Annotated in this window: 1 protein-coding gene, 2 tRNA genes and 3 rRNA genes; all 6 read left to right on the top strand. The window is 45.4% G+C overall.

Features of this window, described 5'->3' with window-relative positions; all coding sequences use genetic code 11:
- Positions 1–1,284, top strand: a 16S ribosomal RNA gene (locus tag BUA53_RS10365); the annotation flags it as partial.
- A 145-nt stretch (positions 1,285–1,429) separates the two neighbouring features.
- Positions 1,430–1,507, top strand: a tRNA-Ile gene (locus tag BUA53_RS10360).
- 100 nt (positions 1,508–1,607) lie between these two features.
- A tRNA-Ala gene (locus BUA53_RS10355) sits at positions 1,608–1,681 on the top strand.
- A 319-nt stretch (positions 1,682–2,000) separates the two neighbouring features.
- Positions 2,001–4,885 (top strand): 23S ribosomal RNA (locus tag BUA53_RS10350).
- Positions 4,886–5,053: 168 nt separating this feature from the next.
- Positions 5,054–5,165 (top strand): 5S ribosomal RNA (gene rrf, locus BUA53_RS10345).
- Between the two features lie 831 nt (positions 5,166–5,996).
- Positions 5,997–7,109 (top strand): sensor histidine kinase, encoded by a 1,113-nt coding sequence (locus BUA53_RS10340; RefSeq protein WP_072835298.1) that lies wholly within the window; start codon positions 5,997–5,999, stop codon positions 7,107–7,109.
- The last annotated feature ends 25 nt before the right edge of the window (positions 7,110–7,134 follow it).

The following is a 7,134-nucleotide window of genomic DNA, read 5'->3' as shown; positions in this document are numbered from 1 at the left end:
AGGTAGTTGGTGAGGGTAACGGCCCACCAAGCCTGCGATCAGTAACTGGTGTGAGAGCACGACCAGTCACACGGGCACTGAGACACGGGCCCGACTCCTACGGGAGGCAGCAGTAAGGAATATTGGTCAATGGACGCAAGTCTGAACCAGCCATGCCGCGTGAAGGATGAAGGTCCTCTGGATTGTAAACTTCTTTTATATGGGACGAAACCCGGGAATTCTTTCCCGATTGACGGTACCATAGGAATAAGCACCGGCTAACTCCGTGCCAGCAGCCGCGGTAATACGGAGGGTGCAAGCGTTATCCGGATTCACTGGGTTTAAAGGGTGCGTAGGAGGGTAGGTAAGTCAGTGGTGAAATCTTCGAGCTTAACTCGGAAACTGCCGTTGATACTATCTATCTTGAATACCGTGGAGGTGAGCGGAATATGTCATGTAGCGGTGAAATGCTTAGATATGACATAGAACACCAATTGCGAAGGCAGCTCGCTACACGAATATTGACTCTGAGGCACGAAAGCGTGGGGATCAAACAGGATTAGATACCCTGGTAGTCCACGCCCTAAACGATGGATACTCGACATACGCGATACACAGTGTGTGTCTGAGCGAAAGCATTAAGTATCCCACCTGGGAAGTACGACCGCAAGGTTGAAACTCAAAGGAATTGGCGGGGGTCCGCACAAGCGGTGGAGCATGTGGTTTAATTCGATGATACGCGAGGAACCTTACCTGGGCTAGAATGTAGTCTGACCGTGGGTGAAAGCTCATTTTGTAGCAATACACAGATTATAAGGTGCTGCATGGCTGTCGTCAGCTCGTGCCGTGAGGTGTTGGGTTAAGTCCCGCAACGAGCGCAACCCCCATCACTAGTTGCCATCAGGTAACGCTGGGAACTCTAGTGAAACTGCCGTCGTAAGACGCGAGGAAGGAGGGGATGATGTCAAGTCATCATGGCCTTTATGCCCAGGGCTACACACGTGCTACAATGGGGCGTACAAAGGGCTGCCACTTAGCGATAAGGAGCCAATCCCAAAAAACGCCTCTCAGTTCAGATTGGAGTCTGCAACTCGACTCCATGAAGCTGGAATCGCTAGTAATCGTATATCAGCAACGATACGGTGAATACGTTCCCGGACCTTGCACACACCGCCCGTCAAGCCATGGAAGCTGGGTGTACCTAAAGTCGGTAACCGCAAGGAGCCGCCTAGGGTAAAACTAGTAACTGGGGCTAAGTCGTAACAAGGTAGCCGTATCGGAAGGTGCGGCTGGAATACCTCCTTTTTAGAGCACGTTCCTCTGGGTCCGCCCAAGAGGTAACATTGGCTTACCTGCTGTTGTTTCCATCTCTTTCAAATTACTTAAAGAAGTTCTTTTACAAGTTTTTAAAAGTAAACCCGATAAAAAGGGGCTACAAGATACACCAAACAGATCCGTAGCTCAGCCTGGTTAGAGCACTACACTGATAATGTAGGGGTCACCAGTTCAAATCTGGTCGGGTCTACCACAGAAAGCTGCCGGTGATTAGTTGATGAGGTGAAAAGTTGAAAAGGTCTTCATTTCTTGTCAACTGCCACAAGACCAGTAACTAGTCAACCTTTACAGTAGGGGGATTAGCTCAGCTGGCTAGAGCACCTGCCTTGCACGCAGGGGGTCAACGGTTCGAATCCGTTATCCTCCACAATATTTTCGATTGGCAATTGTCAATTGGGATATTGAGGGAAAACGAAACAGTTCTTTCAAACTAAGATGGTAATAATCCATTAGGGATTTTGACTGGATCGTATCCAGGTTATCAGCTAAAGACCATTTAGGGTTTAGTATTCAATATTACATATTCGATATTAAATTTTAAATCGGTTAAGTTCTTTGACATATTGGAAAAATCAAAAAAGTTGTTAGACGAGAGTCTATTGAACGATCACATAATAATTTAGTATCGCCAAGTTTTTGGTGGTCTGAAGTTGTTGTGGTCGGGTAACAAATACAATTTCAAATTTTTTAAAGCAACTAAGGGCACATGGTGGATGCCTTGGCTCTGAGAGGCGAAGAAGGACGTGGTAAGCTGCGATAAGCTGCGGGGAGATGCACACAATCGTTACATCCGCAGATTTCCGAATGGGACAACCCGGCATGTTGAAGACATGTCATTCCGAAAGGAAAGCCAACCCCGAGAACTGAAACATCTAAGTACCGGGAGGAAAAGAAAATAAATTAATGATTCCCCAAGTAGTGGCGAGCGAACAGGGAACAGCCTAAACTTGATCGGCGTGCCGATTGAGGGTTGTAGGACCACATTTAGAAACTGTCATCAAGCTGAATTTTTTGGAAAATTGAGCCATAGAGCGTGATAGCCGCGTAAGCGTAAATTGACAGGGACGAGTGGTATCCTGAGTAGGGCGGGACCGGAGAAATCCTGCTTGAATCTGCCAGCACCATCTGGTAAGGCTAAATACTCCTCAGAGACCGATAGTGAACCAGTACCGTAAGGGAAAGGTGAAAAGCACCCTAAACAAGGGAGTGAAATAGTACCTGAAACCGTGTGCCTACAAGCGGTCGGAGCATAGCAATATGTGACGGCGTGCCTTTTGCATAATGAACCTACGAGTTGCTCCTCACAGGCGAGGTTAAGTTCTTAATTAACGGAGCCGTAGCGAAAGCGAGTCCAAATAGGGCGCATTAGTCTGTGGGGGCAGACGCGAAACTTTGTGATCTATCCATGAGCAGGCTGAAGGAGGGGTAACACTCTCTGGAGGGCCGAACCCGTTAGCGTTGAAAAGCTCTGGGATGACTTGTGGATAGGGGTGAAAGGCCAATCAAACTGAGAGATAGCTCGTTCTCCCCGAAATGTTTTTAGGAACAGCGTCGCATTTTAGAAGTTTATTAGAGGTAGAGCTACTGATTGGGCTAGGGGGCTTCACCGCCTACCAAACCCTGACAAACTCCGAATGCTAATAAATATCTGCGGCAGTGAGGCTGCGGGCGCTAAGGTCCGTGGCCGAGAGGGAAATAACCCAGAATAACAGCTAAGGTCCCTAATACGTAGTTAAGTTGATCAAACGAGGTGGGGTTTCTATAACAGCCAGGATGTTGGCTTGGAAGCAGCCATTCATTTAAAGAGTGCGTAACAGCTCACTGGTCGAGAGACCCTGCACGGAAAATAATCGGGCATCAAACTACGAACCGAAGCTTTATGATTGCACTTCAGAGTGTATATCGGTAGGGGAGCATTGAAATCAGCATCGAAGGTGTACCGTGAGGTATGCTGGAGCGATTTCAAAAGAAAATGTAGGTATAAGTAACGATAAATAAGGTGAAAAACCTTATCGCCGAAAGTCTAAGGGTTCCTGATCAACGTTAATCGGATCAGGGTTAGTCTGGTCCTTAGGTAAACCCGAAAGGGGTAACTGATGGAAAACTGGTTAATATTCCAGTACCGGCATTCATTTCGATGGGGTGACGCGGAAGTGACCGACACACGATGCTTACGGAATAGCACGTTTAAGTATGTAGTTATATTTTTTGCAGGTAAATCCGCAAAGGATGGCGAAGTACGAAAGTATCTGAGGGCTTCGGCCCGATGGAGTGTCCTAATAGCCGCCGAGAAAAACCTCTAAGGTTCAGGTGAATGCTGCCAGTACCGCAAACCGACACAGGTAGACGGGATGAGAATTCTAAGGCGCTCGGGTGAGCCGTGGAGAAGGAACTAGGCAAATTAACGCTGTAACTTCGGGATAAAGCGTACCGCAGCGATGCGGTCACAGTAAAATGGTTCAACCAACTGTTTAACAAAAACACAGGGCCCTGCAAAATCGTAAGATGACGTATAGAGCCTGATACCTGCCCGGTGCTGGAAGGTTAAGGAAGGGTGTTCGGAGGCAACTCCAAAGCTCCTGACTGAAGCCCCAGTAAACGGCGGCCGTAACTATAACGGTCCTAAGGTAGCGAAATTCCTTGTCGGGTAAGTTCCGACCTGCACGAATGGTCTAATGAGTTGAACACTGTCTCCTCCACGAGCCCGGTGAAATTGTAGTATCGGTGAAGATGCCGGTTACCCGCCACGGGACGGAAAGACCCCGTGAACCTTCACTACAACTTTGCATTGATTTTGAACAACCGATGTGTAGGATAGTTGGGAGACTTTGAAGCTGTGTCGCCAGGCATGGTGGAGTCAACGTTGAAATACCAACCTTCGTTTGTTTAGGATCTAATCCAGTAATGGAAACAGTGCATGGTGGGTAGTTTGACTGGGGTGGTCGCCTCCTAAAAAGTAACGGAGGCTTGCAAAGGTTCCCTCAGTACGGTTGGTAATCGTACGTAGAGCGCATCAGTATAAGGGAGCTTGACTGTGAGACATACAGGTCGAGCAGGGGCGAAAGCCGGCTGAAGTGATCCGGTGGTTCTGCATGGAAGGGCCATCGCTCAAAGGATAAAAGGTACTCCGGGGATAACAGGCTGATCTCCCCCAAGAGCTCATATCGACGGGGAGGTTTGGCACCTCGATGTCGGTTCGTCACATCCTGGGGCTGGAGAAGGTCCCAAGGGTTCGGCTGTTCGCCGATTAAAGTGGCACGTGAACTGGGTTCAGAACGTCGCAAGACAGTTCGGTCCCTATCTGTGGTGGGCGCGAGTAAATTGAGTGGACGTGACCTTAGTACGAGAGGACCGGGTCGCACGTACCGCTGGTGTATCTGTTGTGCCGCCAGGTGCAGTGCAGAGTAGCTATGTACGGCAAGGATAAACGCTGAAAGCATCTAAGCGTGAAACCTTCCACAAGATGAGTTTACTTTTAAGAGCCGTAGTAGACGACTACGTTGATAGGCTACAGGTGTAAAGCTAGTAATAGCAAAGCCGAGTAGTACTAATTGCTCGTACGCTTTAATTTTTTTTTACTACCTGCCCTCAAAGGCATGGTATAGATAGACTCTCTCCTAACTCCTTTTTTGATCCAATATGTTAATCTTATTATAGTTGATAAGTTGAATAGTTGATAATGTTGACAAGGCTTTCCTTGTTAACTTGATCAACCTGTTAACTTGTTCACTTACCTTTTTATGGTGGTTTTGCCGAGGGTGTTCACCTCTTCCCATACCGAACAGAGAAGTTAAGCCCCTCATGGCCGATGGTACTGCACCAAAATGCGGGAGAGTAGGTAGCTGCCATATTTATTAAATGAAAGCCTTTCAGAAATGAAAGGCTTTTTTTATGCGCCTATGCTTTATAACGTATGGTCCTGTTTTGTATAAACTATTCTTTTGAGCGGCTAAACCCCTCATGGCCGATGGTACTGCACTGCCGCTGCAGGGCGGACGGGAGCCCCGCCCTGCGGCGGGGTAAAATACGGTAGCTGCCATATTTATTTAAAAAAGCCTTCCAGAAATCAGAGGCTTTTTATATGCACCTGTATGAACCATAGGAGCACAGCGGATACAGATAGGATGTCGAAAATAGAAAGAGGAATGATGAATAATAAAGCAGTTGAGGTCAGAGAGGCTGTTGGTACTATTCCTTTCTAAGATTATAGAAGCCATAATGCCTAATGATCAATAATTGAAATCCTCGGAAAGCAGGACCTCAGCAGGGTTCTTCTATTATATACTTTTTACAATCTATTCATGGCTATTTTAGGTTGTCCATCGATGATTTTTGGAATTGGTCTACACCTGTTTTTAAACCAATATTAAATTGCTAACTTGTATATCAAGCCTTGTCAATTGATTCGGAGAGCCAAATACTTTTATTTTTAGAATTGCTAAACTTTGGGAATTAAGATATTTACTGGTCTTTTTCGAATAGCAATATGGAAGTTTTCGTGGCGATAGGTCATTAGTTTCCACTGGAGGACAACTCTATTGATAGTATTAAACGCTAAGACCTGTTTTTCAGTTGGCCGACTAATATTGAGCTATATATTACTTACTTGGAGATGCTGCAATATTTTCTGTTGCCTAATCAAATTTGATAAAATTGTGATAAGCACTCAACAACTCAAACGAATGCCTGGAAGAAATGATTTTATATTTTCTCCAGCATACCGGCTGGCAAGGCATATGTTGTTCTGGGGAATCTGGCTTATCTTATGGACGATCTTCTGGACCTTCGTTTGGTCAACTTTTGAATATAATTTTAAACGGATTACTATATGGATACCCGTTTTTATATTATATACTTATCCTGTTTCGCATTTTGCCATCAAACAACTGTTGCTGAAGAATAAGTATATTTATTTCACAGCATTTATACTACTCTGGAGTGTTGTTGGATGGTACACCAATATTTATTTTCGCTTTTACATTTTTGATCCCTTACAGGAACTTTGGTCTATTCCACATACAAATAGTTCATTACGCGAACCTCACAGCCTACTTTGCATGGCCACTACGGTTTCTAGTATGTCTGCGGCTATACTTATGAAACATTGGACTGTCACGCAAACCCGTTGGGAACAATCGGAACGCGAGAAGGTCACAGCTGAACTACAATTATTAAAAGCACAATTGCATCCGCATTTTCTGTTTAATACCCTCAATAACATCTATTCGTTTGCGCTTCATAGTTCTCCCCAAACGCCACAAATGATTCTGAAGTTGTCTTCCCTCCTTAGCTACATACTTTATGAATGCAAAACTGATGAAGTGCTCCTGGAGAAAGAAGTAGAGGTTATGAAAGACTACATTGGCCTGGAAAAGGAGCGGTATGGTGATAAGATAGACATTTCCGTAAATATCGAAGGTGACATACAAAACAAATTCATTACACCACTTCTCATTCTTCCATTTCTGGAAAACGCTTTTAAACACGGCACGTCTGAACAGCTGCAACAGTCCTGGATGAGCGTTGACATTGCTGTAAAAGGCGATTTGCTTCAATGTAAGGTAGTGAACAGCAAAAATGAAGTTGTTCCGTTTCACGAAAATGGTGTGGGCATTAACAATGTAAAGAAGCGTTTAGAATTTCTGTACCCGGGAAAACACGACTTAAAGCTTGCTGATGAAGGCCAGTTCTTTGTAGTGGCGCTTTTGTTGCACTTAAGATCAACTTCCCCGGAAGTAGCCATTCCAAAACAATACCTGAAAAAGTTGGCTCATGAAATAGAGCCTGTCTCCTGATTGTTGATATGCCTGCTGTACAAGT

The organism is Flavisolibacter ginsengisoli DSM 18119, assembly GCF_900129295.1.
GTDB lineage: Bacteria > Bacteroidota > Bacteroidia > Chitinophagales > Chitinophagaceae > Flavisolibacter > Flavisolibacter ginsengisoli.
This window is presented reverse-complemented; position numbering and strand designations above follow the sequence as displayed.

Coding starts and splice junctions, on each gene's coding strand:
- BUA53_RS10340 (WP_072835298.1), top strand. CDS start 5,997: ATGCCTGGAAGAAATGATTTTATATTTTCTCCAGCATACCGGCTGGCA.